23 protein-coding genes are annotated in these 24,123 nt (G+C 50.1%); all 23 read right to left on the bottom strand.

All coding sequences use genetic code 11. From position 1 onward, the window contains the following. Nucleotides 1-82: 82 nt before the first annotated feature. The 23 genes from BN3279_RS13415 to BN3279_RS13305 all read right to left on the bottom strand — a co-directional run bounded on the left by BN3279_RS13415 (nt 83) and on the right by BN3279_RS13305 (nt 24,118). Nucleotides 83-895, bottom strand: a complete 813-nt coding sequence (locus BN3279_RS13415) for a prepilin peptidase (protein WP_059051579.1) — start codon at nt 893-895, stop codon at nt 83-85. After that, nucleotides 892-1,941 (bottom strand): type IV pilus twitching motility protein PilT, encoded by a 1,050-nt coding sequence (locus tag BN3279_RS13410; RefSeq protein ID WP_059051577.1) that lies wholly within the window; start codon nt 1,939-1,941, stop codon nt 892-894. Before BN3279_RS13410 ends, BN3279_RS13415 begins: the two co-directional genes overlap by 4 nt. 29 nt (nt 1,942-1,970) lie before the next feature. Next, nucleotides 1,971-2,801, bottom strand: a complete 831-nt coding sequence (locus BN3279_RS13405) for a serine/threonine protein kinase (RefSeq protein WP_148466851.1) — start codon at nt 2,799-2,801, stop codon at nt 1,971-1,973. Then, nucleotides 2,783-3,343, bottom strand: coding sequence for a vWA domain-containing protein (locus BN3279_RS13400; RefSeq protein ID WP_059051573.1), 561 nt, complete (start codon nt 3,341-3,343; stop codon nt 2,783-2,785). Before BN3279_RS13400 ends, BN3279_RS13405 begins: the two co-directional genes overlap by 19 nt. A gap of 20 nt (nt 3,344-3,363) precedes the next feature. Next, nucleotides 3,364-5,859, bottom strand: coding sequence for a DUF5702 domain-containing protein (locus BN3279_RS13395; protein ID WP_059051571.1), 2,496 nt, complete (start codon nt 5,857-5,859; stop codon nt 3,364-3,366). Between the two features lie 23 nt (nt 5,860-5,882). After that, entirely contained in the window at nt 5,883-6,557 is a 675-nt protein-coding gene (locus tag BN3279_RS13390) for a hypothetical protein (protein WP_059051570.1), read from the bottom strand. Further along, the gene (locus tag BN3279_RS13385; RefSeq protein WP_059051569.1) at nt 6,532-7,824 is read right to left on the bottom strand and encodes a response regulator; all 1,293 of its coding nucleotides are present in this window, start codon (nt 7,822-7,824) and stop codon (nt 6,532-6,534) included. Before BN3279_RS13385 ends, BN3279_RS13390 begins: the two co-directional genes overlap by 26 nt. Then, nucleotides 7,821-9,608: a hypothetical protein gene (locus BN3279_RS13380; RefSeq protein ID WP_148466848.1), complete on the bottom strand. Its 1,788-nt coding sequence runs from the start codon at nt 9,606-9,608 to the stop codon at nt 7,821-7,823. Before BN3279_RS13380 ends, BN3279_RS13385 begins: the two co-directional genes overlap by 4 nt. Beyond that, nucleotides 9,608-10,171: a type II secretion system protein gene (locus BN3279_RS13375; protein ID WP_059051567.1), complete on the bottom strand. Its 564-nt coding sequence runs from the start codon at nt 10,169-10,171 to the stop codon at nt 9,608-9,610. The genes BN3279_RS13380 and BN3279_RS13375 overlap by 1 nt, the downstream gene beginning before the upstream one ends. A gap of 5 nt (nt 10,172-10,176) precedes the next feature. Further along, nucleotides 10,177-10,812, bottom strand: coding sequence for a type IV pilus modification PilV family protein (locus tag BN3279_RS13370; RefSeq protein ID WP_059051566.1), 636 nt, complete (start codon nt 10,810-10,812; stop codon nt 10,177-10,179). Continuing rightward, the gene (locus BN3279_RS13365) at nt 10,781-13,273 is read right to left on the bottom strand and encodes a vWA domain-containing protein (RefSeq protein WP_148466846.1); all 2,493 of its coding nucleotides are present in this window, start codon (nt 13,271-13,273) and stop codon (nt 10,781-10,783) included. Before BN3279_RS13365 ends, BN3279_RS13370 begins: the two co-directional genes overlap by 32 nt. A gap of 92 nt (nt 13,274-13,365) precedes the next feature. Next, nucleotides 13,366-14,013, bottom strand: coding sequence for a type 4a pilus biogenesis protein PilO (pilO, locus tag BN3279_RS13360; protein WP_059051562.1), 648 nt, complete (start codon nt 14,011-14,013; stop codon nt 13,366-13,368). After that, nucleotides 14,010-14,642 (bottom strand): PilN domain-containing protein, encoded by a 633-nt coding sequence (locus tag BN3279_RS13355; protein ID WP_059051560.1) that lies wholly within the window; start codon nt 14,640-14,642, stop codon nt 14,010-14,012. Before BN3279_RS13355 ends, pilO begins: the two co-directional genes overlap by 4 nt. Nucleotides 14,643-14,644: 2 nt before the next feature. Then, complete coding sequence (gene pilM / locus BN3279_RS13350) at nt 14,645-15,637, bottom strand: type IV pilus biogenesis protein PilM (protein WP_059051558.1); 993 nt, start codon at nt 15,635-15,637, stop codon at nt 14,645-14,647. Between the two features lie 23 nt (nt 15,638-15,660). After that, entirely contained in the window at nt 15,661-16,209 is a 549-nt protein-coding gene (locus BN3279_RS13345; RefSeq protein ID WP_059051557.1) for a prepilin-type N-terminal cleavage/methylation domain-containing protein, read from the bottom strand. A 27-nt stretch (nt 16,210-16,236) separates the two neighbouring features. After that, nucleotides 16,237-17,475 carry a type II secretion system F family protein gene (locus BN3279_RS13340; protein WP_059051555.1) on the bottom strand — a complete coding sequence of 413 codons (1,239 nt, stop codon included), beginning with the start codon at nt 17,473-17,475 and terminating at the stop codon, nt 16,237-16,239. Further along, on the bottom strand, nt 17,472-19,145 hold the full coding sequence (locus tag BN3279_RS13335; protein ID WP_059051553.1) for a GspE/PulE family protein: 1,674 nt from the start codon (nt 19,143-19,145) through the stop codon (nt 17,472-17,474). The genes BN3279_RS13340 and BN3279_RS13335 overlap by 4 nt, the downstream gene beginning before the upstream one ends. Next, nucleotides 19,145-19,948 (bottom strand): VanW family protein, encoded by an 804-nt coding sequence (locus BN3279_RS13330; protein WP_059051551.1) that lies wholly within the window; start codon nt 19,946-19,948, stop codon nt 19,145-19,147. The genes BN3279_RS13335 and BN3279_RS13330 overlap by 1 nt, the downstream gene beginning before the upstream one ends. Then, the gene (locus tag BN3279_RS13325) at nt 19,932-21,617 is read right to left on the bottom strand and encodes a DUF6382 domain-containing protein (protein WP_059051549.1); all 1,686 of its coding nucleotides are present in this window, start codon (nt 21,615-21,617) and stop codon (nt 19,932-19,934) included. The genes BN3279_RS13330 and BN3279_RS13325 overlap by 17 nt, the downstream gene beginning before the upstream one ends. A 19-nt stretch (nt 21,618-21,636) precedes the next feature. Beyond that, nucleotides 21,637-22,149, bottom strand: coding sequence for an A24 family peptidase (locus BN3279_RS13320; protein WP_059051547.1), 513 nt, complete (start codon nt 22,147-22,149; stop codon nt 21,637-21,639). Nucleotides 22,150-22,175: 26 nt separating this feature from the next. After that, the gene (locus BN3279_RS13315; protein WP_059051545.1) at nt 22,176-22,370 is read right to left on the bottom strand and encodes a Flp1 family type IVb pilin; all 195 of its coding nucleotides are present in this window, start codon (nt 22,368-22,370) and stop codon (nt 22,176-22,178) included. Between the two features lie 31 nt (nt 22,371-22,401). After that, complete coding sequence (locus BN3279_RS13310; RefSeq protein ID WP_059051543.1) at nt 22,402-23,274, bottom strand: type II secretion system F family protein; 873 nt, start codon at nt 23,272-23,274, stop codon at nt 22,402-22,404. A gap of 4 nt (nt 23,275-23,278) precedes the next feature. Beyond that, entirely contained in the window at nt 23,279-24,118 is an 840-nt protein-coding gene (locus BN3279_RS13305) for a type II secretion system F family protein (protein ID WP_232436843.1), read from the bottom strand. Between the last annotated feature and the right edge of the window lie 5 nt (nt 24,119-24,123).

Here is a 24,123-nt window from a genome sequence, read left to right as displayed (position 1 = left end):
ACTCTAAGGGGAGCGTTTTTTATAAGAATAATGATGCCTGATTGACAAGACCCTTGCGGCATGACGATAGACTAACTATTAATTAATAAGCTCCCATCAGGGATAATAGCCAGGAACGGTAACCAGCGGCTAGCGGCTCGGCCCATAGATACCCCATAAGGCCCCCCAGAGCCAAATAAGGGCCAAAGGCAATGACTTCTCCGCGGTGGTATGCCCCAAACAAGGCTCGCAATCCCGTCACTCCAAGGGCAAGAACACTGGCTGCCATCAGTGTAACTACCACGGCAGGGAGTCCCGCAAACAAGCCAATGACAGCAAGAAGCTTGATATCTCCTCCGCCCATCACGTCCTTGCCATACAGCTTCCAGCCGACCCAGGCTACGGCGTACAAGACACCTCCACCAGCCAGGAATCCAAGCCCATAGTTCCATAATGGCAAGGGATGAATCCATAAACGCAGCACAACCCCACTCACAATAGCAAACCAGATCAGCTTATCCGGAATAATCAGCTCCTGCGAGTCAGTCAGCGCAGCGGTAAGCAGCACGCTTGCCAAGACCAGAGCTACAATCAATTCCGTTCCCACTCCCCACCAAAGCCCAAGCAACATAAATGCAGCGCAAGCAATGAGTTCACCGAGGATATAACGAGCAGATATTCGGATACCGCAATAGCGGCACTTTCCTTTTAGCAGCAAATAGCTTGCCACTGGAATCAGATCAACGATTTGTAACCGACGATGGCAGTGCATGCAATGAGACGGCGGGGCTATTATCGATTGACCCAGGGGTATGCGGATTGCAGCCACATTGATGAAGCTGCCTACCAGCAAACCAAGTATACTGCAAAAGATAATGCCCAAAGCACCAAAGCCAGGCAGGATCAGGCCGCTCATGTTAGCTCAACCAGTCCAGCCAACGCCTCCGCTGCCGCCTCTTCGGTTACCAGCCGCTTTAACAACAGCTCACGCACGGCGGTGTCCATGCTTTGCATGCCTTTGAGCTGGCTGGTCTGCATGACAGAGCGGATTTGGTGCACCTTCTCCGAGCGAATCAGGTTAGCAATTGCAGGTGTGTTAATCAGCAGCTCCACGGAGGCTACCCGCCCCCGGCCATTCTTAAGGGGAATCAGCCGCTGAGACATGACGCCGAGCAACACGGACGATAGCTGCTGCCGAACTTGCTGCTGCCCTTCCGGCGGGAAGACGTTAATGATACGATCAATCGTTTGCTGAGCATCTCCGGTATGCAGCGTCCCCAGTACCAAATGTCCCGTCTCCGCAGCGGTTAAGGCAATCTGTATTGTCTCCAAATCCCGCATCTCCCCAATAAGAATCACATCAGGGTCCTGACGCAGTGCTCCCTTCAGCGCCATGGCAAAACTCTCCGAGTCCCGGCCAATCTCCCGCTGGTTGAAGATGGATTGCTTATGAGGATGGACAAATTCTATCGGGTCCTCTAGTGTAAGAATATGATAATCACAAGTATCATTGATATAGTCCAGGATGGCTGCCAGACTTGTCGTCTTCCCACTCCCCGTAGGTCCGGTCACAAGCAGCAGGCCTTGTCGCTTGTTAGCCAGCTCGACGATAGCAGGCGGTAGACCCAGTTGCTCCAGCGAGGGGATTCGCGAAGCCAACAGCCGAATGACCAAACTGACGGTCCCCTTCTGCAAAAACACACTGATGCGGTAACGTGCCTGCATATCATCTGTGTAAGAAAATTCAGTCTGCCCCCGGTCATATAACCGGACAAGTTGCTCTTCACTCATCAGTTGCTTGGCAATATCCTGCGCATCCCGGGATGTCAGCAGGGCAGAATTTGGCAGCGGACGGAGCCGACCGTTAACTCTGAACATCGCATACGCCCCCGTGGTAATATGTATATCCGATGCCTGGACGTTCTTGGCAAAATTAAATAAGGTCTGCACGGTTATGACCATCGGCTTGTCCCCTCTTCAAGTAATCAAGATCAGTATAAGTTCCAAAGCGACAACGCTTTGCGCCTGGCCTTCTCCATAGCTTGTCCGGCTTCCATGGCCGATTGAAATCGAGCTTGACGTTCATACGCCAGCAGCTTCTTCATAATTCCTCTAGTTCTTGCGGTCACTGCATGATTGCTTCTGTCATCGGCTTGGGCGAAATAATGCAGCCTGCCCTGATTCAGCAAATAATACATAAAGCCACCAAGCCCATATAAATCCGTACGAGCATCCGACTGCTCATGCTCATATTGCTCGGGCGCAGCAAATCCCGTAGTGCCCAGACGGACCGTATCCAGCAACCCATCGACCTTATACCATCTGGCACTGCCGAAATCAATCAGATGAAGCCGCCCCCGCTCATCCAGCAATACATTGCCCGGCTTCAGGTCCCGGTGTATGACCGGCTGGGGTAGGCTATTGTGTAAATAGTCCAAGATGGCACATAGCTGTATCCCCCAGTCCAGCACCAGAGATTCATTCAGCGTCTTCCCCCTTGCCCGAAAGTGCTCCAGCACACTAGTGCCCTGCACATACTCCATAACCACCCCTCCGGATGGCGCTCCCTCACTAGGGTCAATTGTGTCCGCAATGGATGGAACGAAGGGGTGCTGAAGACCGACCAGAATATCGCGTTCCTGTATATAGCGGCTCTCAATCCCTTGTTTATATAACTTGACCGCCCTTAATCTGCCGCATAGCTTCGTATCTTCTGCCAAGAACACGATCGCCTCCATCCCTTGCCCCAGTGGATAGAGGATACGGTACCGGGAGGCGAGCAAATCCGAAGCCGGAGCATTCATCACCATTTGCCAATCCACTGCCGTTCATAGGCTCCGGCAGTAAATACAAAATCCTGCCGCTTGAAAGGAACGGGGATGGTGGTCTTGTAGGAAATAACTACCTCGACCATCTTATTGTCGAAGCTTACCTTCTCGACCTCAATGCTATCCTTGCGGAACAGTACGTGGTCCTCGAACTCCTTCAGCCGGACATCCACCAGGATCGCCTTGCCCAAGCTGTCGGTCAATTCCTGGGAGCCATTGCTGATGCCGTTCAGCAGTTCACCTAACCCGTTATCCGAATTAGCCTGCTGCGCGGCCTTGAAGAACTGCCTGTACGCCTCCACATTGGATTGTTCCTCAGCAAAGTAGAAGTAGGCTCTATCGAACAAGTTAGCGGCGCGAGCACTATAAGAGGCCGTGCTATAAGCAAGCTCATTGGAGAAAGCAAACACTACGGATAGCTTGATCAACGTTAACAGGAACAATAGCAAAATCAAATAGGCTGGCAGCAAAATTCCCGATTCAAGAACCAAAGTTCCCTTAGTCCCTCTGCCAAAAGCCAGGAGTCTCTTTCCCACTAGAACCATCCTCTACCTGCTTAATAACTTAGCTCCATAGATTTGTTGAATTTATAGCGATTCCCTTCCACCTGAGAGGTGTCTCCTCCATAGTCCACCCATTTAAATACCTGGGGTAAAAACCATAATCGCATAGACACATCCACCTCCGTATCAATCCTCGTATACTTGGTATAGAGATCATAACGAGGGTCTTTAATCTGGATAATGGATTGCAGTCGGTTAATTTTCTCTTCTGCATTACTCTGGGTGCCTAAGAAGAACCGCAAATAGTCCTTATACTTCCAGCCCAATTCAGGGAATCCCTTATACAACGGAATTCGCTCCCCCTTCTTCAAGCATGCCATATCCATAAAGGAGTCGAATATGGCCAGCACCAGCAAAATAATATAACCGATCCCGAACGGAATGGCCCGAATCGGCGCATATTCCTTGGCAACGACCATATGGGCAAAATTAAGCCCCAAACGCATCAGGTATGTGTAGGCCATAACTGCCTTATAGTTATCTCCGGGTGTATGGCTCCCCTGAATGACGTACTCGACCTCTTCATCAAACAGCAAATTGTACACCGCGTAGTCGGTTTTACTAATGTCTCCTGTCTTCATGCGCAGCAAGGTATACTCATTAATCAACAAGTTATCTCCACTGTCCAGATTGGCAGCCAGGGAGACCATCTTCTCGTCAAGCATATCGCCGCCGCCCTTGGCTGCATCGACCGGGTCTTCGCCCATTCCGATTTCCTTCAGACTGACATTGCTGGAGGCCGAAGCAAATTTGTCATGGTACCCAGCCATCTTGTCATATTTCTGTACATAGGATTGATAGTTGGCTGTAGTGGAAGCAAATTGCCCCAGATTGAAGATATCGTCAAAGCAGTTGCTCACGCTATTGAACAGACCCATAATTTCCGCTCGTTCCTTGCGGGCTTCATCACTCTCTCGCTTCAGCTTATCGATGGTATCCTTAACCAGGCCTAAACTATTCTCAAACCCTTGAGAGAAGCCAATCAACTGCATGAATGATACGTAGTCCTTCAACTTCTGGGCATCAAAGGTATCTGCCGGGGAATTCTCCACAGTAAAGTCGCCCGGATTAGACGCCTGCAGAAGGGTAGCAATTTTCTTCTCAATATCCTTCTTGGCTATCTCCAGCATCTCCTTGGACCCGGAGAAGTTAAACGGCTCCTGATCCTCCCTGACTGGCTTACCCCCATCAACAATCGGCGCCTTCCATTCATCAGCTCTGGTCTTTAGGTTAGACATGGCTATTTCTGCATCCTTAATTCCCTTCTTGATTAATTCCAGGTCCTTCGTTAGCTGGGAAGGGCCACCACCACCGCTGGCCGCTTCATTTTTCTTCTTATCCTTCAACTTATTCAGCTTGTCCTGTGCTTCCTTGACCATTTGCCCACAAGGGCTACATGAACCAAAAAATCCAGCCTTCAGCTTATCGCCAACAATCGACTTGGTATCCTTTTGGCGTGACTCCGCCGCTTGCGATACATTGTCATAGTTACCTTCATTCTGGCGGGTATTGTATGGATCACCGCCGTTATTGTGCTCATCAATCCGCTTGGAGGCGGCAATAGCCTTATCGAGATCGGATTGGGCAGCGGTCAAGCTTTTTAATTTGCTATGAATATCCCCGTAGGAAGTTGCGGACGCCTCAATCCAGTTCTTGGCGATGATGTACATCCCCAAATACGTATTGACACTTTCTTTAAGACCCGGGTCTTGCGCCACCTCCGCCAAATTATCCGTCTCCGCCTTATTGACCAAATCCAAATACTGTCTGTAGATATCTGCTCGCAAATACATCAGTACATAAGTAACGATAGGAGCGATGGGCAGCTTGGTCGTATAATTCATGCGAAAGCCCTTGGATACGGCATAGGAAATAAACTGCGGCGTCAATGAGCTGTCATCATATTTCTTCTCAATGTCATCCAGGCCCAGCTTCAAACTGTCTATTGCCTTTTGAATCGTCTCATTGTCCTTCTCCATACGATCTAAGGCTTTGGTTTCGGAGGAATTGGACTTCAGCTTCTGGGCCATTTCGCTTAACGGGTCCAGCATGGCCAGTGAAAATTCAATAGGTCCCTTGTACTTCATATCGTCGAGTACCTGCATTGTAAATACATTACGGTCGGCCAAAGTAAGGGATACATCCTCATTGCCGTTAAATGACGTGTCTTCCAATAGTAGATTGAGGAAGTCCGTCTCACTGCCCTCTGGCACCGTTACGTTACGCTCTACAACATCCTTCAGCATAGCTTCCAGATTAGCGTCTTTAAATATATTCGTGCCGTAAATACCATATTTCTCTTGAAGCTCACGATCATAGTTGGACAGAATGGAACGATTGGCCGCGGCCAACGCACGCTCCGTCTGCAAGTGGGCCGCCATCATTCTTGCATAATCAATCAATACGGCATCGAAAAAGAAGATTGCCGTCAAAATCATGAGTAGAAATAGAGACACGGAGCCCTTTTTATTCTTCCAAAATTTTCTCATGCCCATCCCTTCCCCAAGGTCGCCTACTTGATAAATGATAGAATAGAGTCAAAAATTTTCTTGTAGGCTCCAGTCGTGGCGGAAATCGAATTTTTTTCGGTTTTCAGCGCATAGCCGAAGGCGAAATCGATATACCTGGCAAATTCCGTGGAATCCATCACTTCCGACGTTGCTTTCGCTTGTAACTTGCCATCGCTTTGGAAGTCCGGCAGAAAGAAAGTAACGAACGGTGATACTTTGATGGGATGCTCCAGCTTGACCACCACAAACTGGCGGATCACCTTATTCTGAAACTCTACCGTGCCGGACATGCCTTCCGGAATCCCGCGGACGCCCCGGGCAATCTTCTGCTCCTGGATACTTCCGCCCTTGAAGTTGGCATGGCCCGTTTTAGGAATGGACACCTCGGTGCTGCCGTTGTCCAGAATTCGCCAATAGAGAGGTAATCGCCCCTCAGCCGGGCTTACATGCCAATACGTCACAATCCGTTCAGCAGCAACTGCCGCGTGAATATGCAGCGTGACCAACTGATACACGTAGAGAGCAAATACCAGAAAAGCTACATTCGCAAGCAACAAAATCGGAAAGATCAATGAAGCTTCGATGGTAAACGTACCTTTCTCTCCTTGTATCCACCGCCGAACTCCGCCGCCAGTCGTTGCCCGATGAACCTTATTTGCGTTTTGCGCTGCGTCCAACAGTCTCCTCCAGCCAGCCCACCAGTTCGAAGAAGCCTTCCAAGGTAAAGGTAAGGGTCTGCTTTTTATTCAGGCTGCCCATCTCGATGTTCAGCTTGTTCTCCCCTTCCGTGCATACGACTAAATATTGCTTGGTCTCCCCGTCAATGTCTTCATTCCAGTTACACATATGTGTTTTGGTCATGCGCTTACGGATTTGCACCTCCTGATCCGGATGGGCCCGCAGAATGCCGGGAACTAAACGATCGTTCTGTGCGGGAGGCACCTCATCCGTTGAGGCCGCGGAGGTTGGTACCTCTTGGGCTGCTGCTACCGGAGCTGGCATCTGGGCCATCATCGTCTGCATCTGTTCAAACATCCGGGCCATTTTCTCTAATCCCCGATCAATTTCTCCCGTGTTCTTGAAATCCTGTTCCTCCGCCTTTACGTCTTCCACCGCATGCAACGCTTCTCTCATAACTTCTTCCTCCTGCTCTTTAATGGTTGTTAACTCTAGCTCCTCATGACCTGACTGTTCCTTTACTTCCGTCTGCTCCAAAGCCAGGGTCTCGTCTTCCCAGCTTACAAGTTCCTCCTCGGCTTCCTCCCGTTCCATAACGGCAACTTGGGAGAAGCTATCTGCCGAGGGATTATCCATCTCTGTCAAGGCACGTCGTTCAAGCTCCTTACGCGTAAAGTGAATACCGCTATCCAGATGAATAGCCTCCACCAGCCTTTGCGGTGACTCCAGTTCAACGGAAAAAGGGATATCCTGTATGGGCTTGACAACAGGCGGTTCCACATAAGGTACTTCTTCTACATTCTCTCTAGTTGGCCAATCCTGATAAACTGGCTCCTTATGCTCTTCTTGCTCTGGGGCAGCAGGAGCATCCGTACTCCATGAAGCTGGCCGTGTGTCCCGCGCCACAACATGCTTGTCTATACATTCCCGCACGTCCTCAGCATGGAAGGGCTTGAGCAAATATCCCTTGGCTCCCAATCGAACAGCCGACATAATTAACTCTTGTTGAGCGCCTGAACAAATGACCACCATCGGGGCATCCAATCCTGCGGCAATGAGATCACGCAGTAGACGAATCCCTTCTTCCTCTGACGAGGACATGCTGAGAAAGATCATATCCACATCTAGCTCCCAGCACCGCTGAATGGCATCCTCATTCAGATCAAGCTCGGCCACCACCTTATGGCCTTGCTTGAGCAATAATTCTTTTAACAACTGCCTTGTAAACTTAGAATCATCGATTAAGGCGAATTTATAGCTTGTCATAATGCCTCCTGTCCGCTCTCATAAGCCGTGCGGCTAATATAAAGATTAAATTGATGAGCAAGGGGAATCCCGGCAGGCGGGGTCTCATACAGGTTAATATCATGAGTGATACGCAGGCGGGATGTCTCCGGTTCAAGACCGGTCTGGGAACGTATCGCATATCGCTCCCATATCGGCTCCGATTGCGGGGCACCCGGGAGTGGCGATAACTCACCCAATACGGCATTAAGCTCCAGGCCCTGGTCGGCATGTATTCCTCCTACCAGCCGAAGACGAGAATACACACCATACAGCTTGATCGCCCCGTTGGCATAGAGATAGGCTGCAATCTCTGTGTCTGCGTCATCATGGATATATTCACCGATCTCAATAGACCCGGAGGCAGCGATAATCAACGGTCGACACGACCCTTCGGATGGCTCCGCGCACCCCGTATTCATCGAACTTATATCCCGAAGCTCCACATTCCCATCCACATACACCGTGCCGAACAATTTGACTGCACCATACACCTTCAAATCCCCACGTACAAACAGTTGCCCCCCTTCCAGCCGAAATCCGTCCCCAATCACTGTGTTCCCGTTAATGGCGAGGACCTGTCCTTCATCCAGTCGCACTGTCCCTTGAAGGTCGGCAACGACCAGGTCGGGGTCCTGGTAATCCACCGTCAGCGAACCCCCTTGCACTGTCAACTCGGAGCCTGGCTCCATACTAAGCAGGCTGTTGGTCAGCAATATATCCGCTGGTCTGGCTCCAGCCTGCGGCCTGATCAGCGAACTTCCACTAATCTGCGCCCAGACCTGATCATAATGCTTCCAGCCCTCCTGCTCGGCATCCGCCAAGATCCATTCTGGCCATTCCATAGGCTCCGGTGGAATCAGACATAGAGTGCAAGCGCCAGTATAACGATTCATAACGGTCGCAACCGTTTGATCTACCTCTACCCGCTCAGCTTGTTCAAGCGAAGTATCCTGAACGGGCAGGGAGCGGGCGTCAAAGGTCTGTCCTGATGAGTTAATCAGACGACCTGTCGCATTATAGAATCCTCTTAAAGCCGGTAAAGTGGTCGCTATCTGTCCCGTTTGACCCGGCTCCTTCAGGAAGGTGGCCTGATCCCCCATCTGCACATCGCCCTGCACATACATATCGCCGATCGTATAGACAGCCCCATTCATGGTCAGCGCAGGGGGACTACCTTCCCCGTCTTCCATATTGGCCGATACCGCATAACGCATAACCTGGTTGATAGAATTCACATACATTACCCGGCTCTTGGCTACACTGACGGCTGGCATCATATCCACCTTACCCGTGGAATACACCGTCACTTTACGTACATAGGGATAATCGGGATCAACGCTTACTCGGCCTGTCGGCGTTGACTTCAAATCCGCTACCGGGTCACTGACAATCTTAATCTCGTAACTCTCGCGCGGCTCCGCACCAGGATAGGTCCCTTCCAGCGTAGACAGCAGGCTGTTCATCCCATTCATCCCCAGCAAGTTCTGTTCCAGCAGTTCGGTCCTTTGCCGATAATCGGGCTCCGTTCGATTGGCGCTGGATACCGCTTCCCGCAGGGCCACGGTGGCTTCATCCAGTCCCTTCTGAGCCAGGGATTCAGCAATAATTCTCGCTTCCCCAGCCGCGCTGGATTTAATGCCCTGGTTTACCACACCAAGCAGCACAACCCCCAGAATAATGAACAAAGTGACGACTAAGAGCGTAATTAACAGGGCGGAGCCCTTGTCTGAAGCTAATATCCGGGGTCTAGTGTTCCTGTGCATTAATTGGCTCGCAGCAGCGGAATACGCGAATCAATTTTCATTTCCTTCTGCTCCTCCTTTTGCCCGACATTACGGTGCCCATATAACACAAGCAAATGTACGGCATCTTGATTGCCCACAGCCTCCAAACGTCCCTCACGGATACGGAAGCGCTCCCCCAAATCAAACGTTCTGATTAACGCTCCCGATTGCATATCTGTTACCTCAATAGCGCTTTTCCCATCGCCTTGATCGGGAATCATGGTCATCTGATACTGTTCCAAGTACACCTCTGGATTAGCAGAACGCTTGATGTAAGCGATAGCTTGCCATTCACCCGAACCAGAACCAGCAGGCACATTCTCCACATAAATGGCATCCTTTAGCTCCATAATCAGCTCACTGAACAAGGCTTCTCCTTTACTGCGCATCTCGCCTTCGATCAGTACGCTCTTATAAATGGACAACGCCATGAATAACATAGAATAGGCAATGGACACTACCATGGAGAAAATGAAGATGGCTGTCAGCACTTCCAGAATCGACAAGCCCTTCTGATTGTTAAGTCGCTTCAATCTCGTCAATAACTTCATCTCCCAATGAGGTATGTATCCAGAGATACGGACTTGGTTGCTACGGGGCTTCCGTCTTCCGCGTTCTGCCAAAAAACTGTCACCACCATCCGCAGCAATGACTCTTCCATCCGTAACGGGAACAAAAGCTGATTAGCTGCATTTAGTTGTTGCAGCCGCTCGTCGGATCTGTTGCTGATCTCCACTTGATATCGATACAGGGTCGAGTGAACTGATCCGCCTGCCTCATCAACCGGAAGGTGGGGATCCAGCATTCCCTTGAACATGCCGGCTACGCCTTGCCCTGTATTTGCATCTGCCGACAAAATGAGGGCGTAGGCTCCAGGAGGCATCGCTTCTACTAATTGTGCGTAATAGGTCTCATATCTACCTCCTGTCGGAAGGGGTTGCCTGAAGGCTTCCTTCAATTCCTCCGCCTTCAAACGGGCCAAATTGGCGGCAATAGTTCGATGGTTATTGTCAGCCGAGCGCTCCATTGCAGTAACGAAATATCCCATGAAGGCAAGCGATACAACAGACAATATCGTGACGGCTACCAAAATTTCGATTAAGGTAAACCCATGCTCATTTCTCCCCGGAGCCGCAGCCGGATGCTTGGAGCTAGTATTTTTTCTGATCGTAATTGATGGCATAGTTTTTCCGTTGATCCGACTGAAAGGTGATGCCGTTAAACGGCGCTGCGGCCCCGCTGTTGAAGTTCTGGACAATTCTGACCGTGATATATTGTGTGCTCGCGGATTGACGCATGATATGAATCTTGTCAAATACAGCTGGTTTCCAGGGCTGGCCAGATAGTGAGTATTCCACTAAGGTCGTCATTCCCGGCATGCCGAATTTGGGAGCAATGGGTATCCTGAGTTCAGGATCGCCCCAGCGCAGCATGGCAATAACCGGTTTGTAGGACACGGTTGCAGCGGGCTGATCAATCTCAATAGTGAAATCCAGTTCCGGTAACACCAGGATGTACATCTCCTTCGTGGTAGATAGTCCGCCCGTATTGGTTACTTTGATCACCATCTGATACCAGCCGTATTGCTCAAAGCGGTGGCTTGCACTGCCTCCTCCGCTATTAAAAGCAAGGGTATAATTGGCACCCTCCCGTTCCGGATTAATCTGCTTCGTCTCGAACCGTATCTCCTTACCCACGTCCTGGGCAAATCCGTATTCAATCTGCTGAATAAGATCATCGTAGGACTCCTGTCTGGAAGCCTTGATCGAGAATGCCGGCTCCTTACCACGAACAATAATAAAATCAGCCCCGGTCACCACATCAGGTTGATCGTCATCAGGCACAGTCACCTCCACCTTTGGCGGATTTTTGGACTTGAAGACGATGCTTTTACCCGCAATCGCCGCCGTCCGGTTAATGCCATTCGCCTGGAAGCTGGTAGTTGCATCAGCTAGTCGATAAGTTCCAGGGAGACCGGTATAGGCAAGACGGATGTTGTTCTTCAAGGTAAGCTTGCCACTGTTGTAGATAAAGTTGTCGATAGGTATGCGCAGTGTGCCACCTGATAAAGTAACGCCCTTGGGCGCCTCCACCAATTGGTACCCTGCGGGGAGCGGCTGATTAATTACGATATTGCGGTAATCTCCCCACGGCTTTCTCTTGGCTTCCGTTCGTCGAACCAGATCGGCAAATGCAGCCTCAGTACCTGTATAATTCACACCCCCATAGGAGCGATCAACGCGGTACATCGACAGATAACGCTGGCCCCCGCTCTTTTGCACAATGTTCTCCAGCGCCTTTAAGCCCTCCCGGTAATTCATCTCTTGATTGGCCGGATCATCCAGACGAATGAGATGCAGGGGGATGCCCATGGCAAGATACAAATTATCAAAGTCATAGGTAGCCTCCACCGCCTTGGTGATCTCTCCCGCCATCTTGGAATCGGTAGAATAGCGCGCTTCATATTTCTCATTAAAGATACGTGTATACGTGTCGAAGCCCCCGTCGGTAATCAGAATCACCGCCGGTTCATAGTTGGGATCCCCATGCTCACGCTCGTATAATACATAATCCATCGTCTCATGAAGCACGCGCGTAACATCGGTATGTGTTCCCGTCACATGGAGAGAATCCGCCTTCTCAATCAAGAAAGAATAATCATTGGTACGCTCAATGATATGCTCGTACACGATATGCTCGGAGAACGGAATGAACGTCACACGGGGCGCTTTACCTACCTGAGGCCCCGTTCGCTTCGTCAGCGGTTTGCTCTTGGTCCAACTGCTGACGAATTGATTCTCTCTCAAGCCCGATTTACCATTAGTCTCATTACTGACTTTGGTTATTCCATAATAGTTTTCTTGCTGGTCATCGGGGTACAACTGCCTTAATTGCTGGACAAATGCCCTGATGCCATACCTGGCTGCATCGAGGCGTTGCGGACGATCCCCTCCAGGGGCATTTGGTGCATCTCGCTCCATGCTCTTGGAGATATCCCATAATATAATGTAGTCCGATTGATCCCGCCGTTCGATCTCGATATTGGGTGTGAGCGAATATTCCAGGGCAAACGGGTCACCAATGTAGACAGTGGACGTTGGGGCTGCCAACGTACCATTTAATTGTGGATCAGTCATGCGTGTCGAGGGACCCTCCACCCGGTTCTTGAAGCTTAAGGCGGGGGCATTCAGATTTCTTGGATTCCGCGTACTCCAATCCTCATTAACGGTATACTCCAGCTTCGCCTGACCTAGCTGATGGCGAGCCGGCTTGCCCTTATATACCAGCGTCACTGTTGCTCGTTTGGTATCACGGCCTGAACCATAAGGATATTCGGTAAAGGATATCCTTAACTCGTTATACTTGATTTCAACTTCATTATTGAACACGTCCCCCTGATGAGAGACGATTGCAAAGCCATAGGGAATCGGCTGGACAATCTTGGGGAATTTAAAATTTGCCGATTCGGTAGGCCGAATTGTGTAGGTTAACGTAAACTGCTCGCCTACGAATATATCCGTCTTGCTCGCAGATACACTTCCTTCCATTTGAGGCGAGCCCGCCGCATTCATGCTCTGCCCCGGCCATAAGGAAACCGTCAGCAGTGCCAGCAGCAACGTCAGGACCACCATAATTCTTCTCACAATCCACACACTCCCTCCGCCATCATTTTGGAATCCCCAATCTTGTAAACCCTACTTTTTGAACACACATTTATACAACCCTGGTAAAGAACTCAGTAAAGCAACTGGCTTCTCCCGGATACTTCCTGTGGAGCTGCCGGTTTGCGGAATTGTCCGAAGCTCGCCAGTTCCGGTGCATAATAAGCAGCTATACTCAATTGACAGGCTACCTCAGGGTCTTTTACATTTTTCTTGAGGATATCCGCATTCTCTTGCACCACATTTAGTTCCAACTTGTCCAGAGTCAACAGACGCGTGGAACCATGAATCTCTTTCAACAAACGAACAAATTGAGCATATGTGCCAGTTAGACTAGTCGTCATCGTCACCTTGCGCAAGCCTGTTGCAGCTTCTCCTGCCTGCGTATCAGCTAGCGCGAACTGGTAGCCCTTCATCTGTACGCCGCTCACCGTCTCCAGCCTCTTCATCTGCTCCAGCAGTTGGTCTGTATATGCCTGCTCCGGAACAATCTGGCGAATTAACGCTAACTCATAGCTGCCTTTGGCAGCCTCTTCCTTAAAATTGCTGCTGTTATTGAGAAGCAACTGATATTCTTGCTGCTTGCGAAGCAGCATCTGCGAAGCCACCTCACGCTCCACTTGGGAAGGCCGAACTAAATAGAAATAAGCAACCAGCAGCAAGAAGATGGCACAGCCAATAGTGAAGCCCCTTCGCACTTGCGTATCTGCCAAAAATGTCATGGTGCATCACCTTCTCCCTGCCCGGAGCCTGTCTCGGGTGGACTTACCGTTTGAATAACCAACGTCGTTCTTAATGGTGGTTCCAGACTATGCGACGTTCCTGTCTGACCGGGTCCAGAGACAATCAGGCCCACCTTCTCCACATCACCCAGTTCAGCAACTGTAAAATGTTCTGATGCCCGCAGAGACTGAACAAACTGAGCCAGTTCCTCTGTAGTAGCATACAAAGCTGTCAGCTTAACTTGAGATGCCCCTTCCATCGTCAGGCTTTGCACATTCACAAGCTCCGGCAACATTCGGGTGAATTGTTCCAGCAGTTCAACATGATCCGGTTCATTATGTTTGAGTTGCTCGGCTAGTTGCTGAATTTGCTGAACCGACGGCTGCCTGGACAATTGAGTAGGTGCCTGTAATTCAGAGATTCGTAATTGGATGCGGTCCAGTTCTCCATTGAGTTGGCTGGTTTGGACCATGGCGCTCAGCCACATCCAGGCGAGCAGCAGCAAGGTAATTGTGGATGTCGTCGCCACGGCCCACTTCTGCACTCGTTTTCTTAGAACACTGATGCCCGATTGACTTCGGATAAAGTTAATCTCCATGGGCTTGTTATCGCGTTCCAAACTCCCCATGTCTATGCCCCTTTCATGGCCAGTCCGATTGGAACAATATAATCGTAGGGAGTATCTTCCGCCTGTTGGATGAGCAGTTGTAACGGTAACTGCTCAATCTTCCCTTTGAAAGATTTCTCAAGAAATTCCGCTACCATCTGCACCTTGCGCAAATCCCCGGCCAAATAGATGGTGCTGACGTTCTCTTGCTGCTCCGATACCGAATAGACGTAATAATTGATCATCCGTATAATTTCTGCGGCAAACATCTGTGTCGTATGGTTCAAGTAATATTTCTCCATCTCAAGCTCGGCTTCAGCATGGTTGGTCTGAATGGACCGCATGAACACAGGTACCCCTTCGGCAAAAATGGATAAATTCACTTCGTCGGCCTCCACATGAAGGATCGCGTACAGTGGGCTTAACCCATGCAAGCCGTACTGGTCCATGTTGTAGAGCATCCGCTGCAAAGCCAGCGGAGCCAGCTCCACCGAAGCCGGCAAGAGGCCCGCCTGCTTGACCACGCCAACATGCTGCTGGACGATTTCCCCAGAGGTCACGAACACCAGAACATCTTGTTCCTTGCCCTTTCGCTTGCGCTGTGCATCCTGCCCTGCTTCCGGTATGTATGGCGGTCCTAGAGCGATATAATCAAACAAGAAGTCCTCAAAGGGCAGGAACTGCCATGAATGAATTTCAACATCGACCTGCTTTCGCATCTCTTCATCACGAGCAGCCGGCAGGGTTAAGCGTCGTAAAATACTCTTGCCTATGGGGACGGATAAATGTACCTTTTCCCCCTTCGTTCCGGAGTTCACAGCCAATCGTTCAATCTGAGCCGCCAGTTCCTCGGCCTGGTAAATCGTCCCCTTGGATACAATGCCCTCTTCAAGCGGCAGCTCAGAGCAATGCTGGATCGTCAGGCTATTATTATTGCTTTTCAGCTTGACCAGCTTGATGAGGGTATCGGTAATGTACAGACCGCAGGCATGTCTGGGACGCTTGAGTGCAAACATGATAGGGACCTCCCTGGTAACTCTTAATTATTAGTAGTGAAAAATCCTATATCTCTGATCTGTTCCTCCGGGACATAGCCAGCATAGCGAAGTTCTGTGGCAACCTCGGCAAAAACCCTAATCGTCGCGGTGTCACTGGCCCCCCTCCGTAGCAAGTTAATGTCGTAGGTATAACTAAGTGATCCTGTTTGCTGACCAATTCTTACAGTAGTCGTATCTGCATATTCCTTGGTTGGTTCCTGCGGGTCCTTGATCTTCTTCTCCAAATAACCCTCATCGCGCAATTGCTCATACGTGATATCTTGAGTTGTCGCTCCTGTTCCTGGCTTGAACCCTTCGGTAATCAACTTGTACCTCGCCGCGTCCACAATGATTTGCGCGTTGGCCCGGTGGGCATTTTTCTTGGTGTTATTAATGATCCCGCCAATGGATGGAATAGCGATGAGCGCGATAATGCCTAGAATGACGACAATGGCCAGCAATTCGATAAGGGTCAGGCCTTTTTGGTTTTTTAGCGGGCGGAACCGCTTGATAGCAACGGACTTTTGTTGCGTCAAAGTTACAGCTTCCATTTGTAGCACTCCTATTCGTATAGTGGGTTATTTGATTATTTGCTCATATAGCGAGAACATCGGGGTAATAATTGCAGCGACGATTACCCCGACCACCGCCGTCAATACCATCATCATCGCCGGTTCAATCAGCGTCTTGATTTGCTCGATGGCCCGCTCCACATCCGATTCATAATAATCGGCTACCTTGGACAGCATGACATCCATCTGCCCTGTTTCCTCCCCCACTTGTACAACCTGGTTGAACAGATCCGGGAAAAATCCACTCTCGCGGAAAGGCTCAGACATCTGCTTCCCTTGCATCATCTTCTCCTTTGTCCGCTGAAGCACCCGGGCGGCCGCTTCATTCTGTACCACTTTCTCCGATACAGACAAAATCTGAGTGATTGGAATACCTCCATAAAATAAAGCGGACATCGTTCGGGCCATGCGGGCCAGTGTCGACTTCTTCAGCAGCGAGCCAAACAGCGGAATTCGGTACTTCAGGGAATCCAGCCAGTAACGGCCTGTCTTTGTGGCAATGACCGCCCGGAACAACACTACTGGAACAATGAGCAGGGCAAGCACCCCATACCAATACGTTCCCAGTATGTTGCTTACAGCCACGACAGACTTCGTAATGACCGGAAGATCTGCCCCTTGCTCGGCGAAGAGCTCCTCAAAGGTTGGCACAATGCTACGGAGCAGGAAGACCACGACACCCGCGGCTATAACAAGCACGATACAGGGATACGTTAACGCTGAGCGTACCTTCGCTATTGATTTGCTGTCCTTCTCATAGTGATTGGCCATGTGGTCCAGAATATCGTCGAGATTCCCACCCACTTCTCCAGAAGCCACCATGTTCACAAACATGGATGGGAAATCCTTGGGTCTTTTGGCTAAGGCATCCGAAAGCTGTAGCCCTGCGCGCAAGTGATCCAGCACCTCAGACAATGCTCGCTTCATCAACCTGCTCTTCGTCTGATTGGCGAGCAATCGCAAAGCTTGATCGATCTGAATACCAGAGCGAATCAGCGTGGCGAACTGGCGGCAGAACACAACGAATTCCTTCTTACTGATACTGCTGCCTAGCCGAATCTCCAGGTCCAATACGGATTTCTGCTTCTCTTCCAGCGACTTCACCATCAAGCCGCCGTTACGCAGCTCCAGAATAGCCTTCTGCTTGTTCTGTGCCCACAACATGCCGCGAATGCTTTTCCCCTTCTTGTTCACCGCTTCATATACAAAGCTTGGCATAAGCATCTGCTCCAATTCTGATATCATTCACTGAAGGCAGCCTTCAACACTTCCTGTACATCGGTCTGTCCAGCCATTACCTTCTCCAGGCCGTCAACCATCATCGTTCGAAAAGCTTTGCCCTCCAGCAGTTGCTCAAACTCGCCGCGGGTCCGATTCTCCACAATAGCGGTACGTATGTCAGCATCAATAGCCAATACCTCGTGAATGCCGATGCGGCCGTGGTAACCGGTGTGACCACACACCCCACATCCCCTTGCCTTCATTAATTGAAGCTGCTGGGCATCTTGGGAAGAGACGAGACGGTGAGAGATCAGCAATAGCTTCTCCTCTTCCGTAGCCAAAGTTCTGGCCGCGCAATGACTGCACAATCGGCGCACCAGCCGCTGGGCAGTAACACAAGCAAGCGAGGAAGCAATCAAGTAACCCTCTATGCCCATATCCTGCAAACGGTTAATGGTGCTTAGTGCATTGTTGGTATGAATTGTGCTTAATACCAAATGACCGGTTAATGAAGCTCGAACCGCGATAGCCGCCGTCTCCGGATCACGTATTTCACCAACCATGATGACGTTAGGGTCCTGACGTAATATGGAACGAAGGCTGGAAGCAAACGTCATGCCGATCTGCGTGTTCACCTGCACCTGCGTAATCCCGTTAAACCGGTATTCAACCGGATCTTCGACGGTGATAATCTTGATCTCTTCATCCTTCATTTCACGCAAAATGGAGTACAAGGTGGAGGTCTTCCCGCTTCCTGTCGGCCCGGATATCAGGATAATTCCGTTAGGCAGCTTGCTCATCTTCTGAAAAATCTGCAAATTGCGTGGGCTGAAGCCCAGTTCATCCAACCCTTTAATACCTGCCGACTGATCCAGCAAACGCAATACGATGCTCTCCCCATTCACAGCGGGCAGTGTAGATACCCGTATATCGATTCGTCTGCCCATAATTTGCAGTTGGATATTACCATCCTGCGGCAAGCGGCGCTCCGCGATATTTAGCTTGGCAATAATTTTCACTCTTGTCGTCAGCAGGGCTTGCATATTCTTGGGTAACTCACGCTCCAGTCGCAATTGCCCATCAATCCGGTACCTGATCTTGACGCTGGTCTCATCCGGCTCAATATGAATATCACTGGCCTTAAGGTTGACCGCTGCATGAATCATCTGGTTGACCAGCTTGATAATAGGTGCATCGCTACTCAGTGCATCCGGTTCTTCTTGCTCTTGGGCAGCTTCAGCCGCCGTTTCCTCCACCCATTCGTCAAACTCACCCTGCATCCCGTAAAATTTGTTAAGCGCCTGCTCTACCTCGGAGCGTAAGCCAAGCAAGGGTTGAATTTCCTTGCCTGTAATCAATTGAAGCTGCTCAATGACCGAGAAATTCAGTGGATCAATCAGAGCAATTTGCAGCTTATTCTTAACCAACGCAATCGGAATGGCTTCATATTCACGGGCCGCCTCTTCTGGAAGAAGCTTCACCGCTTGTGGATCAATATCGACGTTGTAGAGATGAATCAGCGGAAAACCCAATTGAAACTCCAGAACCTCAGCCAGCACTTTCTCGGTAATGAAGCTCTTCTCCAGAAATATTTCGCCCAGACGCTGCTTGGTGTCCCGTTGCTGCTGCAATGCTTCCTCAAGCTGTGTCTGAGAAATAATCCCGCTGGTTACCAACAGCTCCCCCAGTTGCATCAAGGGTTGCCTCCGCTCTCGCCAATCCGTGTAGCCTCACTTGACCGCTTCGGCTCATAAACCAGATTTGCTTGTGGCGCGTAGTAATTTTGATACAAGAGTTCCTTGCCTCCATCAGAAACGGCGTATACATGGATCAGCCGGCCTGGATAACCTGGAATCGTCCTGCCCTTCGTCACCAAGGCATGATCCTCCACTTTCAGATCTCCTTGTGCAAACTCTTCTACTTCTACCGTGATTTCTTTCTTCTTCCACAAGGAAGGACCATACCCCATCCATTGGAAGGATGCCTGTCCTCCATGAACCTCGACCTTGCCGCTAACCTCATAGTTATGGGGATTGCGCAGCGTAAAGTCCTGTTCCCCTTGGCGAAATTCCAGATCATAACCCGGCTCTGCCGTTGCTGGCAGAACTGAATGTGTGGCTCGCTCGCCAACCTCCAGTCCTGCTTGAAGCCCCGTCTGCAACAAGATGGAACCGATCTGCTCCAGATCAGTATCCGCTGGCTTGGCCTGCCCATTGTCCGGCAGTTCCTTGAACCATTGATCCAGCGAAAACACATTGCCCGCTTGAATGACTAGCTCATCTAGTTGCTTGGCCCATTGCAGCATGGCATCATTCTCCAGACTGACTTTCTCCGAGAGGGACAATGCCTCTGTCGAAGAGGGGATTGCCTGTGAAGATGACTGTACTGACAACTCTTCAAAGGCCAATACCCGCAATCCCTGCCCGCCATAATTTATTAAGGTAGGGAGCCACATCACCATCGCAACCAGCAACGTGAATTTAAATAATCGTTTCATCGAATCCTCCTGCTCCATCTGTCAAGGCAGCCAGTAGATGCTCATTGAAGACAAAAGGCTGCTCCCCCTTCAGAGAGTAGAAAAACTGAAACTCTGTTTGTGCAATCAGTAACTTGTCATCATTATTCAGCAAATACTCACGATAGGGCGCGAGACGGGTTCCATTGAGAAAAGTCCCATTGCGCGATCCCAAATCCCTGACAATGTTCTTGCCGGATTTCTTGATAATCTCCAGATGAGTGCGGGATACCCCCTCCACATCTTCGCAATAATGGACCACGTCGTCCTGACTGCCGATGCGAAACACATCCTTATGTACGGCAATCCGCTCTACCATCCCCTCGCGGCGTACCACCAAATAAGATAAGGCCTGCTTCTCTTCCCCGGAGTCGCTGTTGTCGAACCCGAGTAGCCCGGTGCTATGAGAGTCGCCTTCCCCCAGCATGCTCGTGAACAAAGGCAGTGCTTCATAATAGTTCTCCGTCGGCACTTCCGGCCCGACGATACGAACCGGCTCGGGTAGGTGTGGCGCCTGCGGGGCGCTTCGCTCCCTCGGTGATTGATCTTTAAGAAGTTCATCTCCGTCATGTGCCCCTCCAGAAGAAGGAGCCGCCGGCCCTGATTCAGATTCCGATACCAGGGCTGGTGCCTTCCTGCCCTTGACCCATAGATAGCGAGCTAACAAAACCGCCGCCAATAGCACAAGCAACCAGTAAAGACTAAGCCAGCCTTCGTTGCCCTTCTCCAGCACATCCCTTATCACCAGCGCTGCCCCTATGGACAAGGCTGCCAACGCGATATTGCGAAGCTGTAGCTCCCGCTTGGGATCACCTGGCTTAAGCCACTTGCCCCCCGCCTGCTTCTGCCCCTTACTTGATTTGTTGCCCTTCTTATTGGCCTTCTTGGGCTTGATATCCAAGGCCCGCAGCAAAGGATCTTCCGGTTCATGGGAAGCGTTCTGGGTTGCTGTCTCATACTGCTCCTTTGTCCTTCCTGGCGATAGCATCGCTTCGCGATCCACTGCCTTTGGCAGTTTCCCCACATTGGAAGCCACCTGCTCAAAGCTTGGAGTTAACAGAGACTGCGCTTGCACATCGTCCGTTCGGAGCTCTAAACGATGCAGCAGTTCTTGTATGCCAGCCAAGGTGAAGCTCTCGGTATAGAAATATTGCAAGATAGCCTGAAAGCCGGCGGCATTCATCCCATCCACAAAAGCGATTAAAGTGGTCGCCAATTGCTTCAGCCGCTCCGGCACAGAGCCGGTGAGCCCTACATTTTCAGTCGGCAGATAAACAAAGTGAATATCTGCCAACTCTTCGCCAACAAAGATGAAATTTTCATGCAGCACATGCTTGTCCTCATCGAGCATATATTTCTTGCAGTCTGATAACATCAGCACCGTTCTGAGCAAGATGTCATAATACTCGGACATACTCATACGTCGATATTTCAATACTTGTGACAGCATCTTTGTACCGCTGATATTATAGCGAAGCCTCAGTTTCAAATCTTTTTCTTCAAATTCAATGGGGAGTAGACGCTCTATGCTGTATTGTTGCAGCATTCGCACCTGGACAGCATTTAGCTCTTCACCCCGAATTCCTTCCTGATCGTAGAACACCAGGTAACTGCCGTTTTGCTCAATGTATTCAAAAAACAATTGTCCCAAGCTGTTCACCCCAAAAGCATCAATAGTAGAAAACGGTGACGATCACGCCGGGCACCACCGCATACATAAATGGCATATGAATTTTGCCCGTTTGAAGGAGGCTCCTGACGTAGCCGGTATGATGTGATGCATTGGTAAGCAGAAACGCTCTGAACGTTTCGAGCAGCTTCGTCCATAACAGCTTGCGCACCGCCAGAATAATGACCGCATACAGGGAGGCAAATACGATAGAATGCATCACACTATATAATGAAAATTCAATGCCGGTAAGTGCGCCTAGCGCGGCGAACAGCTTTACATCCCCTGCCTCGACCGCTTTGAACAGATGCAGAATGAGCATGGCGGCGAAGCCGGCGGCCAGACCGGCTAGCGAGAAGAGTAGACCGGCCAAGCCTTTCAGTACCAATGCATGCCCTATGCCGACAGCCATACCGCTGACAGTTAACCAATTTGGCAAGCGATGATAGCGGATATCCAGATAAGCCGCACATACAATTAACAAGGACAGCAAGATCAATGTGCTTACTTCCACAAGCAACCCCCTTTAAGCACCCTTGTTTATTCCGCTACATCTACTTTTTGGTCCATAAGCAGGTCTCCGTCCGCCTGGTCAAGCACCTTTTGCACCCATGCGGTAATTTGCTTGCGGAATGCCACAGCAATAACGATCAGTACGCCAGCAATCAGCAAAATCTCCAAGGTGCCTAGCCCTTTTTCATTTCTCCAAAATGCAATTGCCCAATTTTTCAACACAACATTCTCTCCCTTACAAATTGTTTTTTTATTACATTAAGGAGAGCGCCGGAAAACCGACGATCACCATAATGACCAGGAATACGAATACCATGGGGAACAGCATCTTTGAGCTGGCTTGCTCACCCAAGGTTTTGGTAATGCTCTTGCGCTTCTCCCATAAGTCCCGGGATATTTCTCTTAGCGAAGCCACAAATTCTTCCCCGCCGCGGTTATAGTTCAGAAGCATGGAGGTAGAGAAGATGGTTGCCTCCTGTACACCACAGCGCTTGCTGAAATCCTCAATCGATTGATGGAAGGAATAACCGTTCTCCAGTTCTGCCGCCACCATGGCAAGCTGATCATACAGCGCATTGGGCTTGTCTCCACTTCGCTTCTGCTTGGCACAGCGAATTAGCGCCTTCTGTACCGTTTCCCCCGCATTCACAAGCAAGATCAATTTGTTCAGAAATTCCGGCAGCTCCATCGTAATTTCTTGCTTCATCTTTTTTACCTTCTTCTCCAACTCTTGCATTTGAATCAAGGGAATAAGTAAGGATAAGGTGAACCCCCCAGGGGCAAAACACCAGTTCTCCGGCATCAACAGTCCCAACACGCACCCAAATACAGTGACGATAATTGAGATGGACACCGCATCAGCCAGGAACATTTTGCTAGTAATGAGCGCTTTCCGTTGCCCATGCAGCAGCAGAATGTTGTGATAAATTCTCCCGCTTATTTTCGGAATTCGCTTCTCCAGCTTGATTACATAAATAATGGCCAAGCTATAGGGGGCAAGTAGCGCCAACCTTGTATATTGTCTATTGCTTTGAACCGCCTGCTTATAGCCCTCCAATACGTCTGCTCTGATCACGACCATAACCAGCAGTCCAATATAAATGAGTAGAAATAATCCGCCAATCATCGGCTCACACCCTGATATCCATAATTCGTTTGGAGGCGTAGGAGCAAACTCCCAGCACAGCCAGCGCCCCCGTCATGACCAACCGCCCACTAATTCCCGTGTAGAGCGGCTCCATATAATCGCCGGAGAAGAAGGCCAGCCCGGCAATCAGAACCAATGGTGCAAACATCATGGCCGTAGATTCAAACTTCTTGCCCGCTACAAGTACAGCAATTTCCTGTTTGATCTCAATCTTCTCTCCAATCATATTGGAGGTTCGACGAATGACCTCCACCAGATCTCCACCCTGGGTCCGGCAGATCATAAATACATCAATAAAGTTGGTGATGTCCTCTATGTCTGCACGAATGCTGAAATCGAGCAATGGCATCTCCAGCGATTCTCCGTTATCGATACGATGATTGATCTGATTCAGTTCTTTAATAATGTAGGTATCCGGGTCAGGATATAGCAGTTCCAAGTCCTTCACGATTTCGCTGAACGAATTGGTGACCGAGCGGCCAGCCGCAAGTGACGAAGCCAGAGAATACAGAGCCTGGCGGAACTGTAGTGTGAGCTCCTGCTTCCGCTTCTTCAATAAGTGTTGCTTCATCATTCTCGGGTAGAGCAACGCAAGCAATGACAGGATGATCGCCATAGGCACACTCTTGTAAAAGATCATGCATACCACGAAAATAATCGCCGCAGCCACCAATATTCCGCCGATATACTGCACCCAGGATAAATGGTATTCATTATAGTTGATCTGCTGGTTGCGGGCCGGCCGCTTCACAGGAACTGCCGACCATTGCAGCATTCGCTGGAACCGCCCCGGCAGTCGCTCCACCAGTTCCGCCGTATCCACTTCAC

The organism is Paenibacillus senegalimassiliensis, from assembly GCF_001486585.1.
Classification (GTDB): Bacteria; Bacillota; Bacilli; order Paenibacillales; family Paenibacillaceae; genus Fontibacillus; species Fontibacillus senegalimassiliensis.
Note: the sequence above shows the minus strand (reverse complement) of the source record. Positions and strands in the feature narration are given on the sequence as shown.

Bases quoted from the DNA above. Each gene is read 5' to 3' on its own strand.
- BN3279_RS13370 (WP_059051566.1), bottom strand. From the start codon at position 10,812: ATGCCATCAATTACGATCAGAAAAAATACTAGCTCCAAGCATCCGGCT.
- pilO (WP_059051562.1), bottom strand. From the start codon at position 14,013: ATGACATTTTTGGCAGATACGCAAGTGCGAAGGGGCTTCACTATTGGC.
- BN3279_RS13330 (WP_059051551.1), bottom strand. From the start codon at position 19,948: ATGAAACGATTATTTAAATTCACGTTGCTGGTTGCGATGGTGATGTGG.
- BN3279_RS13340 (WP_059051555.1), bottom strand. From the start codon at position 17,475: ATGATATCAGAATTGGAGCAGATGCTTATGCCAAGCTTTGTATATGAA.
- BN3279_RS13335 (WP_059051553.1), bottom strand. From the start codon at position 19,145: ATGCAACTGGGGGAGCTGTTGGTAACCAGCGGGATTATTTCTCAGACA.
- BN3279_RS13310 (WP_059051543.1), bottom strand. From the start codon at position 23,274: ATGATTGGCGGATTATTTCTACTCATTTATATTGGACTGCTGGTTATG.
- BN3279_RS13385 (WP_059051569.1), bottom strand. From the start codon at position 7,824: ATGACAAGCTATAAATTCGCCTTAATCGATGATTCTAAGTTTACAAGG.
- BN3279_RS13395 (WP_059051571.1), bottom strand. From the start codon at position 5,859: ATGAGAAAATTTTGGAAGAATAAAAAGGGCTCCGTGTCTCTATTTCTA.
- BN3279_RS13410 (WP_059051577.1), bottom strand. From the start codon at position 1,941: ATGGTCATAACCGTGCAGACCTTATTTAATTTTGCCAAGAACGTCCAG.
- BN3279_RS13415 (WP_059051579.1), bottom strand. From the start codon at position 895: ATGAGCGGCCTGATCCTGCCTGGCTTTGGTGCTTTGGGCATTATCTTT.
- BN3279_RS13345 (WP_059051557.1), bottom strand. From the start codon at position 16,209: ATGGAAGCTGTAACTTTGACGCAACAAAAGTCCGTTGCTATCAAGCGG.
- pilM (WP_059051558.1), bottom strand. From the start codon at position 15,637: ATGTTTGCACTCAAGCGTCCCAGACATGCCTGCGGTCTGTACATTACC.
- BN3279_RS13355 (WP_059051560.1), bottom strand. From the start codon at position 14,642: ATGGGGAGTTTGGAACGCGATAACAAGCCCATGGAGATTAACTTTATC.
- BN3279_RS13380 (WP_148466848.1), bottom strand. From the start codon at position 9,608: ATGCACAGGAACACTAGACCCCGGATATTAGCTTCAGACAAGGGCTCC.